Here is a 14,326-nt window from a genome sequence, read left to right on the forward strand (position 1 = left end):
TTCACACGCTCGGAAGGTACCCACATGACCCTCATCATGAGCCTGGTAGGTATGGTTACGCTGGTAATCATTGCACTTATCTTCTCTTACGACCGTAAATCGATTCGGCTACGCACCGTGCTCGGCGCCTTTGCCATTCAGGCGGGTATTGGCGCATTTGTGCTGTATGTGCCCTTTGGCCAAGCAGTTTTACAAGCTATTTCGTCCGGCGTTAGCCAAGTATTGGTCTACGCCAATGACGGTATTGGCTTTCTGTTTGGCGGCTTAGCCGATGTCGACAACGTCGGCTTTGTTTTCGCTATTAAAGTACTCCCCGTGATTATCTTTTTCTCGTCACTCATCGCGGTACTTTATTATGTAGGCATCATGCAGTGGGTTATTCGGATTTTAGGCGGCGCACTGCAAAAAGCCCTTGGCACTTCACGCACCGAATCGCTTTCTGCCACGGCAAACATCTTTGTTGGCCAAACCGAAGCGCCTCTAGTAGTACGTCCGTTTATTGCCCGTATGACACCTTCTCAGCTGTTTGCGGTGATGTGCGGTGGCCTGGCATCGGTGGCCGGCTCGGTACTGGCGGGCTACGCAGCATTGGGTATACCCATGGAATACTTGGTCGCCGCTTCGTTTATGGCGGCACCGGGTGGCCTACTGTTTGCCAAGCTGATCATGCCTGAAACTCAAGACGCGACCGATAGCGACAGCGTTTCTAGGGTAGAAGAAGAGCTTAAAGAGCAGGAAGATAAACCCGCCAACGTATTGGATGCAGCGGCAGCGGGCGCCACGTCAGGCATGAAACTTGCCGCCAACGTCGGTGCCATGCTGCTCGCATTTATTGCGCTAATTGCCCTTATTAACGGCATTTTAGGCGGCATTGGCGGTTGGTTTGGCTTTGAATCACTCAGCCTTGAACTGATTCTCGGCTGGCTGTTTGCACCGCTTGCCTTTCTACTTGGCGTCCCTTGGGAAGAGGCCACGCTGGCGGGCTCGTTCATAGGTCAAAAACTGGTGGTGAATGAGTTTGTAGCCTTTATCAACTTGGCTCCCTACATTGATGGGGAACAGGTGGTAGCCGCCACAGGTCAAATGATGACACCGCACACCATGGCAATTCTTTCCTTTGCATTATGTGGTTTTGCCAACCTGTCATCCATTGCCATTTTGCTGGGCGGTTTAGGCAGTATTGCTCCTACTCGCCGCAAAGAGATTGCCCGTTTTGGCGTGAAGGCCGTATTAGCCGGTACACTCTCTAATCTAATGTCAGCCTCTATTGCTGGCTTCTTTATTGCGTTGAGTAGCGCCACAGCTTAACGCAGCGTGTACGACCCTTTGCAACGGGCGCTGCTGTTTTTACGCAGTGCCCGTTTTGTCTTTTATTTATCTGTGAGAATTCCATGACTGCGACTGCCTCTCCTCAGCACACTCAAGCCCAACTTACCCAAGCTGCCCGCCAAGCACTCACCCTCATGGATCTAACGAGCCTAAACGACAGTGACACCGATAGCACGATTGAAGCGCTCTGCCAGCAAGTTAAAACACCCTTTGGCAACCCAGCAGCGGTATGCGTTTATCCCCAATTTGTGGTTACCGCGCAGCGTGCGTTAACCGCTCATAAGCTCAATGACCAGGTTAAAATTGCCACGGTTACTAATTTTCCTAACGGTGGTGACGACATCATGGGCGCCGCCCGTGAAACCCGCGACGCCGTCGCTTCCGGTGCCCATGAAGTGGATGTGGTATTTCCCTACCGCGCGCTAATGGCAGGCGATGAAGCCACCGGCCTTGAGCTGGTCGAAATGTGCAAAGCCGCCTGCGCCGGCCAAGCAAAGCTAAAAGTCATCATTGAATCGGGCGAACTCAAAGATCCTGCGCTTATCAAGCGTGCCAGTGAACTGGCTATTGAAGGTGGCGCAGACTTTATTAAAACATCGACGGGTAAGGTTGAAACAAACGCCACCCTGGAAGCCGCTGAGATCATGCTCAACGTGATTAAAGCCAGCGGAAAAGATGTTGGCTTTAAAGCCGCCGGCGGCGTGCGCACCGCTGAAGAAGCAGCCGAGTATCTAGCACTTGCTACTAATATTATGGGCCCACAGTGGGTAACGCCTGAACACTTCCGGTTTGGTGCTTCCAGCCTGCTGGGTAATTTATTGAATACGTTAAGTGGCGTCTCACTCTCCACGACTGAAGGAGGTTATTAATGTCGTCTACCGCTTCCCATCACGCTCTCCTGCCTCAGGAACTGATTCGCCTGAAGCGCGATCAACAGCCGCTTCCAGCGGAAGAGATCAAAGCCTTCGTGCAGGGTATTGCCGATGATCGCATCAGCGATGCCCAGATTGGTGCCTTCACCATGGCGGTGTTCTTAAATGGCATGAGCCGTGAAGAAGTCGTTGCACTGACCACAGCGACCAGAGACTCCGGCCATGTCATGCAGTGGGATTCCCTCAACCTCCCAGGCCCAGTTGTCGATAAACACTCCACTGGCGGCGTTGGTGATCTAGTGTCGTTGGTACTCGGCCCCTGGGTCGCCGCCTGCGGCGCGTTTGTGCCGATGATTTCAGGTCGTGGCCTTGGCCACACCGGCGGCACCCTGGACAAGCTGGAATCGATCCCCGGTTACGACCCCTACCCTGCGCCAGAACGCTTTAGCAGCGTGGTGAAATCCACCGGTGTAGCGATTATCGGCCAAACCGGCAACCTGGCCCCCGCCGATAAACGCATTTACGGCGTACGTGATGTGACCGCCACCGTGGAATCCATTCCACTAATTACCGCCTCTATTCTAGGTAAAAAGCTGGCCTCCGGTTTAGACGCCTTAGTGATGGACGTTAAGGTTGGCAGCGGCGCCTTTATGCCCACGCCGGAAAAATCCCGCGAGCTTGCCAAGAGCATCGCCAACGTGGCGACCCAGGCCGGCACGCCGACCACGGCCCTGCTCACCGACATGAGCCAGCCGCTGGCCCCCTGCGCTGGCAACGCGGTCGAAATCGTCGAGACCCTAGCCCTGCTGCGCGGCGAACGTTCTGATAGCCGTGTGATGCAGGTTACTCGTGAACTTGCGGTAGAAATGCTGATGGCGGGTAAGTTGGCCGCTAACCGTGAAGAAGCCCTGACTAAGCTGGAAAAAGCACTCACATCGGGTGCGGCCGCGGAAGTCTTCGCCCAGATGGTGCGCGAGCTGGGTGGCCCCGCCGACTTTATGGAACGCTCGGATAGCTACCTAGCTACTGCACCGGTCATTCAGCCGGTGTATCCCGAGCAGAGTGGTATCGTACAGCGCATCGACACCCGCGCCGTCGGTATGAGCGTAGTCGAGCTAGGCGGTGGCCGCTTGCGCAACGACGCTAGCGTCGATCACAGCGTCGGTTTTAGCGATATTGTCGAGATTGGCGACCGCGTCGATAGCCAACGCCCGCTCGCCATGGTCCACGCCCGCAGTGAAGAGGCAGCCAACCGCGCCGCTGCTCAGCTACGTGCCGCCATGATCCTTGGCGAAGACGTTGCCGTAGCGGACACCCTGCTTCAAGACACCTTCCGAGGAGAAGCCTAATGCGTCGTGCGATTGTAGTCGTCCTTGATTCGTTTGGAATTGGTAGCGCTCCCGACGCTGACAAATTTGGCGACCAGGGAGCTGACACCCTGGGCCACATCGCGGCCGCCTGCGCCCGCGGTGACGCCGATACCGCTGAACGCTCAGGTCCTCTGAAACTGCCAAACATGGCGGCGCTTGGGTTGTTCCACGCCCATCGCGATGCAACAGGAAGCGTGGCTGAAGGCGTTAGCCTACCGACCCAATTAAAAGGCGCGTACGCCCACGCCAAAGAGATTTCTAGCGGCAAAGACACCCCTTCCGGCCATTGGGAAATTGCTGGCGTACCAGTACGCTTTGACTGGGGCTATTTTCTTGATAAAACCAACAGCTTCCCCGCCGAGCTGTTGGAAAAAATCGTGCAACAAGCCGATCTGCCTGGTGTGATTGGCAACTGCCACGCCTCTGGCACCGAGATCATCGCCCGCCTGGGTGAAGAGCACGTCCAAAGCGGCAAGCCGATTGTGTATACCTCAGCAGATTCCGTGTTTCAGATTGCCGCCCATGAGGAACACTTTGGTTTAGAGCGTCTCTACGCCCTATGCGAAACCGTGCGCGAACTGCTTGCGCCCTACAACATTGGCCGCGTGATTGCCCGCCCGTTTATTGGCGATGACAGCAAAAGCTTTGCCCGCACCGGCAACCGCCGCGACTACAGCGTCGAGCCACCCAGCCCCACCGTGCTGCAGAAACTGGCAGATGCGGGCGGTGAGGTCGTCTCGATTGGCAAGATCGCGGATATCTACGCCCATTGCGGCATTACCCATAAGATCAAAGCCAGCGGTCACGATGCGCTGATGGAAGCCACGCTTAGTGAAGTAGCACGCACCGCTCAAGAATCCAGCGACCGCCCGACCATGATCATGACCAACTTTGTTGATTTTGATTCGGTGTACGGCCACCGCCGTGACGTGCCGGGCTACGCCGCCGCGCTTGAACATTTCGATTCCCGCCTGCCGGAACTGCTTGCCGCACTGAACGATGATGACCTGTTGCTGCTCACCGCCGACCACGGCTGCGACCCCAGCTGGGAAGGCACTGAACACACACGCGAATATGTGCCGGTGATGGTGCATGGCGCAGGGTTTGCCCCCGGCCCGCTAGGCGAACGCGGCACCTTTGCCGATATCGGCCAGACATTAGCCGCCTTCTTCGCCGTTGAAGCGATGGAAGACGGCAAGAGCTTTTTACCTAAAGCGGCTTAAAGGCCGATGACAAATCATTACACACTATTGTGCAAGGCCAGTATCAACCCGTAGCGGGGGTCTTTCGCCAAGGCCGGAAAATGTTCCCAACAATTCCGGCATTTCCGCCATCCATGGCGGTCAGATGGCGAAAGTAGCGCCCAGGGAAGGGTTTACAGCGCCCCCGCCTAGGGTTGTTCGGGCCAATCATTTTTTAGATAGGAGCGTTTTATGGCAACACCACATATCAATGCTGAGATGGGCGATTTCGCGGATACCGTTCTGATGCCCGGCGACCCGCTACGCGCCAAGTACATCGCCGACACTTACCTGGAAAATGTTCGTCAGGTCAACGATGTACGCAGCATGCTCGGTTATACCGGCACTTACCAGGGCCGTGAAATTTCGGTCATGGGCCACGGCATGGGCATACCGTCAGTGTCTATTTATGCCAAAGAACTGATTACCGACTACGGCGTTAAGTCGATTATTCGTGTGGGTTCCTGCGGCGCGGTGCGCGACGACGTCAACGTGCGTGACGTGGTCATTGGCATGGGTGCCTGCACCGATTCCAAAGTGAACCGTATGCGCTTTAACGACCACGATTTCTCGGCCATCGCTGACTTTGAGCTGACCAGCCACGCGGTAGCAGCTGCCAAGGCGCAGAATGTGCCGGTAAAAGTCGGCAATATCTTCTCAGCGGATCTGTTCTACAACCCGCAAACCGAAATGGCTGAACTGCTCAAGCGCTACGGCATCGTGGGTGTGGAAATGGAAGCGGCAGGCCTTTACGGCGTGGCGGCAGAGTTTGGCGCTCGCGCGCTAACCATCTGCACGGTATCTGACCATATTCTGAAAGGTGACTCGCTCTCCAGCGCCGACCGCCAGACCACCTTCAACGATATGATGACGATTGCGCTAGACACAGTACTGCGCGACGATGCCGCTAAGGCCTAATCGCCATTTATGAGGATAATGCCATGAGCCAAGCGGATAAGGCACTGGTTGACACGCTGCTGACCACCTTGGGCAATGCTTATGCGCCCTACTCTAATCACCCGGTGGCCGCGGTAATGGAGTGCCCGGATGGTCAGCAGTTTGCGGGCGCCAACGTGGAAGTGGCGCACTATAAGGGGCTGTGTGCGGAAGCCTCGGCGATTTCCGCCATGATTACCGCTGGTCAGCGCGAGCTTGCCAAGGTGTACGTGATGGGGCCAGGTGAGCACCTGTGCACCCCCTGCGGCGACTGCCGCCAGCGCATCCGTGAATTCGCTACCCCAGAAACACAAATCATGGTGCTTTCCCATCAGGGCGATGTGCTGAAAACCTACACCATGGAAACACTACTGCCTGACGCCTTCGGGCCCGAGCAACTACCACCGCGCTAAGTGTTCACCCAGTTTCCCGCATGACTAGCGTCACCGGCAGCGATACATGCCGGGGCGCTTTACCTGCTAGCGCTTCACCCAACAGCTCGACACTCATTGCCGCAATCGCCGCAATATCTTGGCGAATGGTCGTTAGCCCAGTGGCAAGGGTTGGCAGGTCATCAAAGCCGGTCACTGCGACATGGCGAGGCACGTCGACTCCCCTGTCTTCCAATACAGCAACGCAGCCTAGCGCCAGCTCATCGGTGGCGCACAGTAGCGCATCAAATGGCAGTGCTTGGCCGCTTGGCATATCCGCCAACAACCGATTTAAATAGCGATAGCTGGTTAGTGAATCTGAGCTAAAGCGGTGCGGCAGGCTAATCAACTGCTCAGAAAGTCCTGCTGTATCAAGCGCCCGTCGGTAGCCCTCTAAACGGCTATGAGGATGCGGCATTTCCAGTTCACCGCCGACAAAGGCGAGCCGGCGACGCCCTTGCGCGATGAGGTGGTGCGTCATTTCATAAAACCCTTGAGCATCATCCGGTGCAACCGAAAATCCTTGCCCTGGGTTGCCAATACGTACAAAAGGCACGCCGGCATTTTCTAGCAAGCTGGGGCGCGCATCCTCAGAGGTTTCACCCAGCAGAATAGCCGCGCCCGCCCGTTCGGGAAGCTCGGCAGTTTGCGCATGGTGGAAAAAGATCGGCACCATGCCCTGCTGGTGCAGTGCCACGGTTAAGTGTTGATACAACAAAATATAGTAGGGGCGCAGCTCGATATCCTGACGCCCCAAGGAAATACCGACCACCGCCGCTTTACCACTAATCAGTTGCCTAGCCGCCGCGCTAGGCTGGTACGCCACCTCGCGGCTAATGGTGAGAATTTTTTCCCGCAACGCGTCGCTTAGCCCAGGCTTACCATTAAGCGCCCGACTGACCGATGCAATAGAAACATCGGCCCGTCGGGCTATTTCACGTATGGTTGCCGTTTGGGCGCCCTGTTTGGTCTGTTTCATGCCATGCCTCAGCGATTTGGCTGTTGATTGTGCCAAAAATTGCGCTGGAAAACGTCAGGCATGATGACAAATAGTGTTACCAACTTATTGCCTTACCAACCGCGCCTCCCGATTCGGGAAAGCTCGCTGTCGAGCTGCTGAATGGCTTGTTCGGGGGAGATGTCACCGGATAGGGCATCATGCACGCGGTTGAATACCGCATTCGACACCCGCGGATACGACTCGCCTGTCACGCTCGCTGGACGTGGTACACCGTTCATGACGGTTTCATAAAGTTCGCCAATAAACGGGTGAGCTTCTAATACCTCGGCATTTTCATAGAGCACGGGCCGCGTCGGGTTGCGACCAAACTCAATGGCGTGAGCTTTCTGCTGCTCCTCAGCCGTGAGATAAGCCACTAGGTCAGCGGCGATATCAGGGTGCTCTGAGTAGCGCGAAACCGCCCAGTTCCAGCCGCCAAGCGTCGCGACAGACTGCCCTTCGGGCCCACTGGGTAACGGCGCGACGCCAAACTTACCTTGAATGGGTGTGCCATCAGCCTGCCCTAACGACCAGACATAAGGCCAGTTGCGCATAAACACGGCATTACCCGCCTGGAACACCCCACGTGCTTCTTCTTCCATATAGTTGCGCACGCCTTCCGGGCTAATATCCCCAATCCAAGAGGCTGCTAGTGCGATCGCCTCGATGGCGTGGGGGTTATTGATGGTGACTTGCCCATCAGCATTCACAAAGGTGCCGCCACCGTAGCTGGCTATCCACTCCAACGCATTCGTGGTCAGCCCTTCATAGGCACGCCCTTGAAACACAAACCCATGCATGCGCGCATTACCTGCGTCGCGTTCAGACTGCTGGATATGCCGCGCAGTGTCAGTCAACGCTTGCCAAGTTTCTGGCACGTCGGCGTCGTATTTGTCCAACAAGTCATGGCGGTAATAGAGTAACCCTGCATCCGTAAACCACGGCAATGCCACCAGCTTGCCCTGCACGGTATTATTGTCCATCAGCGAGGGAATAAAGCCGTCAGCCGCGCCTTCCGGCAAGTGCTTATTCAGGTCAACCAAGTGGTCGGCAAGTAGCCCTGGCCACACAATATCCACCATCAGCACATCCACATCTTGGGATTGGCTGCCTAATAGCTGCTGATAAAGCGACAACTTCTCAGTGGCCGATGCTGGCGTGGTGACAATATTGACGTGGTGGCCGTTAGCTTCTGCCCAGCGCTGAGCTAACACAGGGCAGAAGTCTGCTGCCCCACCATCGCCACAGGCAATGGTAATTTCAGCCGCCATGGCAGGCAGCGTTGCGGGCAGCAAGGCAAGCAGCACCGCTGATGAGCGCAGGTAATGACGCATAGCATTCACCTCGATTGTTATTGGTAGTTAGGATTGTTATTAGTAGATAGGGTGCTCGTTAACTTAATCGGGTTAGTATTTTGTTATTTGAAGAGCCAACCGCCTAGCTGGCAATTGCTAGGCTGCGATCTTCCTGACTTGATACAAAACAGGCATCGAGTACGGTTTGAATCGCCGCGCCGCGCGCAAAATCTGGCTGATCGTTATCCCCGCTGCGAATGCTTTCGATAAAGCGCTGGTAAATACTCGGCGTGGGCGGTGCTTTCACGGTGCTCCAGCGAGCGGGATGTACGTCATCATCGAGACATACCTGCACATCCTCTTTTGAGGCGTCCAGGTCAATACGAATCGCTCCTTTATCGCCGTGTACACTCAGCGCCAGCGAGTTGTGATGCCCGGTTGCCCAACGAGTAGCCTGAATAGTGCCCTTTGCGCCATTGGCAAATGACACTCTCATCAGCGCCGTATCATTGGCATCCAGCACATACTCACCAATGCGATTGTCTGGCGCTTTTTCAAAGCAGGTTAGCTCACAGTTAACGCGGGTAATGTCGCCCACAGGGAAGCTGGCAAAGTCGACAATGTGCACGCCGACATCGCCTAATACGCCTTTGCTGCCGTGGGACTCGGAAAGCCGCCACAACCACTGGCTATCTTCATTCCAGCGCCCCCAGGCGTTACTCACCAGCCAGCTTTGCCGATAACTGGCGTCTACATGACGAACTTGGCCAATCGCGCCTCCCGCAATCAGCGCACGCGCATGCTGAATAGCCGGAGCATCACGGTAGCTTAAGTTAACCATGTTGATCACGTTAGCAGCCTGGGCAGCAACCGCCATTTCATGAGCATCTTGTGCATTTGTCGCCAGCGGTTTTTCACACAGGATATGCTTGCCAGCGGCAATAGCGGCCAGCGACGTGGCTTTGTGAACACCATCTGGAGTGACGTTACTTACCGCATGAATATCATCCCGAGCCAGCATGGCCTCAAGGTCTTGATACACGTCGGCAATGCCGTGATACTCGGCAAACGCCTGGGCTTTAGCCAGGTCTCGGTCGCACACGGCAACTACCTCGATGCCTTCAAGACGGCCAAAATGCTTGGCGTGCTCGCCAGCCATGCTGCCTGCACCAATTATCGCTAAACGGATCATTTAAAACCCTCCTCGCCGGGTTTATGCAGGCTTTCACCTTTAATTTCGACCGGATTAGGCGCTTGGTCAGCGGGAACATTAGGGCAGCTGTCGACCCACAGTGAGCCTTCTGGGCGCGCCCAAGTCACGGCGTTTTTCAACACAGTTTTCACTTGAGCATCGTAATAAATCGGGTAAGTTTCGTGGCCGGGACGGAAGTAGAAAATCTTACCGTTGCCACGTTTATAGGTCAGACCAGAGCGGAATACTTCCCCCCCCTCAAAGGCACTGATAAAGATCACTTCATCAGGATTGGGCACCGCAAACGGTTCGCCGTACATTTCGGTATGGGGCAGCTCGATATAGTCCCCCAGCCCTTGAACAATCGGGTGACCTGGGTTCACCACCCAAAGCCGTTCCCGCTCACCCGCTTCACGCCACTTTAGTGAACACGTAGTTCCCATTAAGCGCTTAAAGATTTTCGAGTAGTGCCCAGAATGCAGCACAATCAAGCCCATGCCCTGGAGCACGCGCTTTTGAACGCGATCAACCGTCTCCTCCAATACATCGCCATGGGCGGCGTGGCCCCACCATAGCAGTACATCCGTGCTTTCAAGCGTTGCTTCGCTCAAGCCTTGCTCAGGATCCTGCAGCGTCACGGCAGAGGCATTTATGCCTTCCGCTTCGTTTAAACCTTCGGCGATGCACTGGTGCATGCCCTTAGGGTAAATACGCGCCACGACATCATTGGTTTGCTCGTGGACGTTTTCTCCCCATACGGTCACGTTAATGCTCATAGATTCTCCTTGCGAAATAAAACATCTTCAAAAATGACCTTCGAGGCTTAAAGTAAACGTTTACTTGCAAAGAGTAAACGTTTACTTAAGTACAACTTTAGTCGCTTTTTACGAGCAAAAAGAGTGCGCATTAGCCGATGGACTGGTTTTTTTGTTTAATTTAATAAGTGCCTGACGATGACTCCACCCCAGCCCTCCGAGCCGTCCTTGTCATTCCCGCATGCCCTGCCACTTCGTCATTCCCGCATGCCCTTAGCGGGAATCCATGTTGACCTGGGGTTTCGGGCTGCTGCAGGCCAAGGTGGATTCCCGATAACCCCACTCGGGAATGACGGCGCGGTGACTCGGGAATGACGTGCGGTGCTCGCTTTGGGAGGTGGCCGCTTTGTTATATGGGCTAGAGGATAATGCCAGTCAGCATTAACTAACTGGCTTTACGCATTAGCGCCCACAAAAAAGCCCGCTGCACAAAGGCAACGGGCTGTTTAGATAAGAAACACAACGTATTAGAAATAGCCCGCCCCGCGTGGCATCATACCAAGGTGATTTTCAACACTCTTTACACCCTGTGTATTTTCCGCCGCGACAGTCACCGCTTGCTTCTGTTCTGCAGACTCGACTAGCCCCCAAATTTCTACGGCTCCACCATCGACAATCACACTGAAACTTTCGGTTCGTACGCCGGTGTTACTGTCGATCTCTTTGAGAATCGCTTCACGAATAGAACGATCGTCCGCAGGCGACTGGGTCGGCGCAACAACCGCGTTGGCAATTCCTTGTAGTAAGTTTGCGCGACTGACGATACCCACTAACTTTCCATCTCTTACCACTGGCACACGTTTTATATGGTGCTTTTCTAATAGGCGAGCAATGGTATGCAGCGGTGCATTCTCTTCGACGGTTAATGGATTAGGGGTCATTATTTCATGCGCCTTGCGACCATGAGATTTAATATATGCCCCTGCGTCTTTGCCAGCACTGAAAAGGGATAGCCACCAAGAGCGGTTATCACCCGTCTCATCCTTCACGCGACGCATCAAATCGCCTTCACTTACAATTCCTAACACCCTGCGCTCGTCATCGACCACAGGTACGGCACTAATGCGATGTTCAAGTAGCATCTGTGCGATATCGCGCACATTTGCGTCAGGGCCTACACACACCACGTTGGGTGTCATAATGTCGATAGCTTGCACGGTATCATCCTCCAGGCGGCAAGGTTACAGCCGCAAATTATATTGCTCACCTTTTGAGACTAGTGTGCAACCGGAGATTTCGCTATGCGAGCCTAGCATCAGTGGCAATCTATTGATCCAACGCAGTTTATTTGTTGGCTTTAGCCACATTTTCTTCAGCGACTTTTTCGACATCAACAATACCTGAGCGACTCACCACCACTTTCCACCGAGCGAGGTAGGTTGTGTCTTCACTCCCGGTTTCACGAATAACCAAGTTAAACAGGTGGCGCCTTTCAACACTCTCTCTAACAGCCTGCCCTTCTTTCAAACGGTAAATGAAGTGCTTCTCTTTGCTCATTAGGCGCGTCAGCATGGAAAGGTCAATATGCAACGTTTCACGGGTATGTTCGTAGCCGCTTAAAAACCGGGTGGGTGACATACGTGAGCTGGAACGGTAATGAAGCACCTCTTCCTCACGTTGAGCGACTGTGCGGCGACGCATTTGTTGAATATCTTCATCCAGTGCAGCATAGCGTTTATAGTCGAACCACTCTAACTGCCGTCCGACCGATTGATTACGGGTGGGGTCAATATATTGACGACGCCATTTCGGCCTTCCACGTCGAAGCCAGCGCCATAACGTATTACGTAGATCGTCTTTAAACACTTCCCGCATCGCATAAAGCAGTGCCATTGCTAGCACAAACAGCGCCGTAACATCACCCAGCACGCTGCGTAAATGGAGCACACCCAGTGATACAAAGGTCATTACTACTGCTGTAGCCAATGCTTTTACGGCTTTTTGTTCGCCGCTGCCAAGCTCTAAGGCGCGCTGTTTCAACGTAATTGGATGCTCAATAAGTCGTCGTAACAAGCGCATTTTATTCGACATACGGGTAGGGTCGTCCATTACCCGCTCAGCGTTATACTCCTGCTCTTTTCGGTAATCACTTTCCCGTTGGCAGACAATGATAAAGCGGCGCTTAATCTCACTAAATTCTCCACCACGAGGCATATGCGCTACTAATGCCAACAGCTGCTGCTCAGTAAACCAAGAAAGGTAATTATCGATATTGGCAAAGTATTTATAGAGCCGCTCATCTGTAGGCGAATTGCGACGCAACCGTTTAAGAATGCCTTCGCTCAAATCGCTCATTTCATAGAGTTGATCACGGAGAGCATCGGCGAGTTCTTGGAACTCACCACTCTCTTGGCGCTGATCGCTGGGGGCATGACGCAGTTTTCGAGCCCGAACCAGCATTGCCTGTGTCGTTCGTTCTAACGCACCAACGTATTGGTAAGCGTATAAACTTAAGCTTAGCCGATAAGAATCGCTGCCTAGCTGATTGCGGCTCGCTAACCGGCTGTGAACCAGCGGCAAATGGTACTCATCACTATAGTAAGTACGTGAAACGTTGATCGCGCCGTGATAAAACGCTTCTTCGGAAATAACATGGGTGCTAAGCCCAAGCTCTTTGGGCACAAATAGGTAAACATCGAGCGTGTGCGACGTTTCTTCCTTGAGCCGTCGAGTGAGCCTCAGCTGAAAGCTGTTTTTACGCTCAACATTGATCACCTAACGAATCTCCTACTTCATTGCGTAACGCGATGATATACCATGGCCAATCATTATCAGGCTGGCCTGTTTAAACACCGCTGCGGTCACCGTCTTTGCCTTGGAGCCAGGGAATGTCCATTGCCCGTTTTTCACCCTTTGAGCTGTTGCTGCTAAAAAGCCGCAGCCAAGTGGATACGGCAACACTACTATTGCTAGCTTGGGTGCTTGTGCATCGCCAACAGGTGACCGAAGGCCAGCGGCGACGCCGTCTAGCCCAGGTCACCGCGCAATTTCGCCACGGGCACGAACTTGGGCCAGTGATGGGTATTGCCCATAGCCAAGACCTTCAAGCTATTCAGCTTGCGGCTGAGGTGGTGCGCAAAGAGTGTTCCAACGAGCGTAGTCTAAGCATACTTCACCAAGCGATTACTGTTGCTACCGACGATGGCGACTTATCCTTAAATAATCATTATATTCTAGGTTTCCTTGCGGACTTGCTAAACGTCACGCCTGCCACGTTCAACACTCTTTTTCATGAGCTAATGGGTAAGCCACTACCACCGGCAGAGGATCCAAGTCGAGACGCTTATTGGCAAGTGCATGATCCAGACTATCACGCGCGCAAAGCACGCGATGCACATGCTGCGGAGCAGAAGGCAAAAGAGGCTCAGGAAAAAGCAGAACAGGGCCAACGTGCTAAAACGGAACAACAGCAACAAAAGCAACAAAAGCGGCAAAATAAACAGCACCAACAAAACGAAGCCCGCCGAGAAAAGGCCCAAAAGGAGCAGGCCAAGCAAGAAAAAAACAAGCAAAAAGAGCGCCGCAAGCAACAAGAACACAGCCAACAGCAAGAGCGTCAGCGCTGGCAACAAGAGCAGACTCAGCAGGAAGAAACACGTCGCCAACAGCGACAACAACAGGGAGAACGCCCCTCACCGCCCCCTGATAGAACCACTAGGGCGCTGGCGGTATTAGGGCTGACGCCTGGCGCGAACCGTGCCGATATACGCCGCGCCTATCGACGCATGGCACAGTTGCACCATCCTGACCGGTTCTATTCGGCGAGTGAACACCAAGTAGCAATGGCCTCAACGCGCTTTCAGCGGATCAAAAGTGCCTATGACTATTTAATGCAAAACACCTAA

Annotated in this window: 13 protein-coding genes; 7 read left to right on the top strand and 6 right to left on the bottom strand. The window is 54.1% G+C overall.

Annotation, left to right across the window (positions count from 1 at the left end):
• Positions 1-24: 24 nt before the first annotated feature.
• The 6 genes from M0220_RS03295 (at position 25) to cdd (ending at position 6,161) form a co-directional block, all read left to right on the top strand.
• Positions 25-1,308, top strand: a complete 1,284-nt coding sequence (locus tag M0220_RS03295; protein WP_030069974.1) for a NupC/NupG family nucleoside CNT transporter — start codon at positions 25-27, stop codon at positions 1,306-1,308.
• A gap of 83 nt (positions 1,309-1,391) precedes the next feature.
• Entirely contained in the window at positions 1,392-2,198 is an 807-nt protein-coding gene (deoC, locus tag M0220_RS03300) for a deoxyribose-phosphate aldolase (RefSeq protein WP_030069972.1), read from the top strand.
• Positions 2,198-3,550, top strand: coding sequence for a thymidine phosphorylase (gene deoA / locus M0220_RS03305; protein WP_264018667.1), 1,353 nt, complete (start codon positions 2,198-2,200; stop codon positions 3,548-3,550). The genes deoC and deoA overlap by 1 nt, the downstream gene beginning before the upstream one ends.
• Positions 3,550-4,794 carry a phosphopentomutase gene (locus M0220_RS03310; protein ID WP_264018668.1) on the top strand — a complete coding sequence of 415 codons (1,245 nt, stop codon included), beginning with the start codon at positions 3,550-3,552 and terminating at the stop codon, positions 4,792-4,794. Before deoA ends, M0220_RS03310 begins: the two co-directional genes overlap by 1 nt.
• Before the next feature lie 210 nt (positions 4,795-5,004).
• Positions 5,005-5,730, top strand: a complete 726-nt coding sequence (deoD, locus tag M0220_RS03315; RefSeq protein WP_030069966.1) for a purine-nucleoside phosphorylase — start codon at positions 5,005-5,007, stop codon at positions 5,728-5,730.
• 23 nt (positions 5,731-5,753) lie between these two features.
• Entirely contained in the window at positions 5,754-6,161 is a 408-nt protein-coding gene (gene cdd, locus M0220_RS03320) for a cytidine deaminase (protein ID WP_030069964.1), read from the top strand.
• A 4-nt stretch (positions 6,162-6,165) separates the two neighbouring features.
• On the opposite strand, the gene M0220_RS03325 is transcribed toward cdd, so the two are convergent.
• The 6 genes from M0220_RS03325 to M0220_RS03350 form a co-directional block, all read right to left on the bottom strand.
• Positions 6,166-7,158 (bottom strand): LacI family DNA-binding transcriptional regulator, encoded by a 993-nt coding sequence (locus M0220_RS03325; RefSeq protein ID WP_030069961.1) that lies wholly within the window; start codon positions 7,156-7,158, stop codon positions 6,166-6,168.
• 92 nt (positions 7,159-7,250) lie between these two features.
• Complete coding sequence (locus tag M0220_RS03330; protein ID WP_264018669.1) at positions 7,251-8,513, bottom strand: ABC transporter substrate-binding protein; 1,263 nt, start codon at positions 8,511-8,513, stop codon at positions 7,251-7,253.
• Positions 8,514-8,616: 103 nt separating this feature from the next.
• The gene (locus tag M0220_RS03335) at positions 8,617-9,666 is read right to left on the bottom strand and encodes a Gfo/Idh/MocA family protein (protein ID WP_030069958.1); all 1,050 of its coding nucleotides are present in this window, start codon (positions 9,664-9,666) and stop codon (positions 8,617-8,619) included.
• Positions 9,663-10,442: a ThuA domain-containing protein gene (locus tag M0220_RS03340; RefSeq protein WP_030069956.1), complete on the bottom strand. Its 780-nt coding sequence runs from the start codon at positions 10,440-10,442 to the stop codon at positions 9,663-9,665. The genes M0220_RS03335 and M0220_RS03340 overlap by 4 nt, the downstream gene beginning before the upstream one ends.
• 506 nt (positions 10,443-10,948) lie before the next feature.
• The gene (locus M0220_RS03345; protein WP_030069953.1) at positions 10,949-11,638 is read right to left on the bottom strand and encodes a CBS domain-containing protein; all 690 of its coding nucleotides are present in this window, start codon (positions 11,636-11,638) and stop codon (positions 10,949-10,951) included.
• Positions 11,639-11,765: 127 nt separating this feature from the next.
• The gene (locus M0220_RS03350) at positions 11,766-13,196 is read right to left on the bottom strand and encodes a hypothetical protein (RefSeq protein WP_264018671.1); all 1,431 of its coding nucleotides are present in this window, start codon (positions 13,194-13,196) and stop codon (positions 11,766-11,768) included.
• Between the two features lie 113 nt (positions 13,197-13,309).
• On the opposite strand from M0220_RS03350, the gene M0220_RS03355 reads away from it, so the two are divergent.
• Entirely contained in the window at positions 13,310-14,326 is a 1,017-nt protein-coding gene (locus tag M0220_RS03355; protein WP_264018672.1) for a J domain-containing protein, read from the top strand.

The organism is Halomonas qinghailakensis, assembly GCF_025820815.1.
In the GTDB taxonomy this organism is placed as follows: Bacteria; Pseudomonadota; Gammaproteobacteria; order Pseudomonadales; family Halomonadaceae; genus Vreelandella; species Vreelandella qaidamensis.